Source organism: Photorhabdus bodei (genome assembly GCF_003287735.1).
Taxonomy (GTDB): Bacteria; Pseudomonadota; Gammaproteobacteria; order Enterobacterales; family Enterobacteriaceae; genus Photorhabdus; species Photorhabdus kayaii.
This window is the reverse complement of sequence record NZ_NSCM01000172.1, coordinates 1-255: the sequence shown is the minus strand read 5'-3', so window position 1 is coordinate 255 and position 255 is coordinate 1. Positions and strand designations below refer to the sequence as shown.

At 63.1% G+C, this 255-nt stretch carries 1 pseudogene; it reads left to right on the top strand.

Going from position 1 to position 255, the window contains the following annotated elements:
• A pseudogene (locus CKY02_RS23310) lies at window positions 1–255 on the top strand (site-specific tyrosine recombinase XerC); the annotation flags it as partial.

Here is a 255-nt window from a genome sequence, read left to right as displayed (position 1 = left end):
GAGTCAAAAGAGCCAGTCCGCCCGTCATGAACGGCTGTCGCCGTTCGTCAACTGGTGCGAGGAACAGGGCGTAATATCCGCCGCTCAGGTCACCGGGCCGTTACTGGAAAACTGGCAGCAGTATCTGACCCAATACCGCAAGGCCGGCGGCCAGCCCTATACGCCGGACAGTCAGCGCCGACGCCTGCGGTCCTTACGCCTGTGGTTCGACTGGTTGCAGCAACAGCACGCTATCCCGGCCAGCCCGGCGACAAC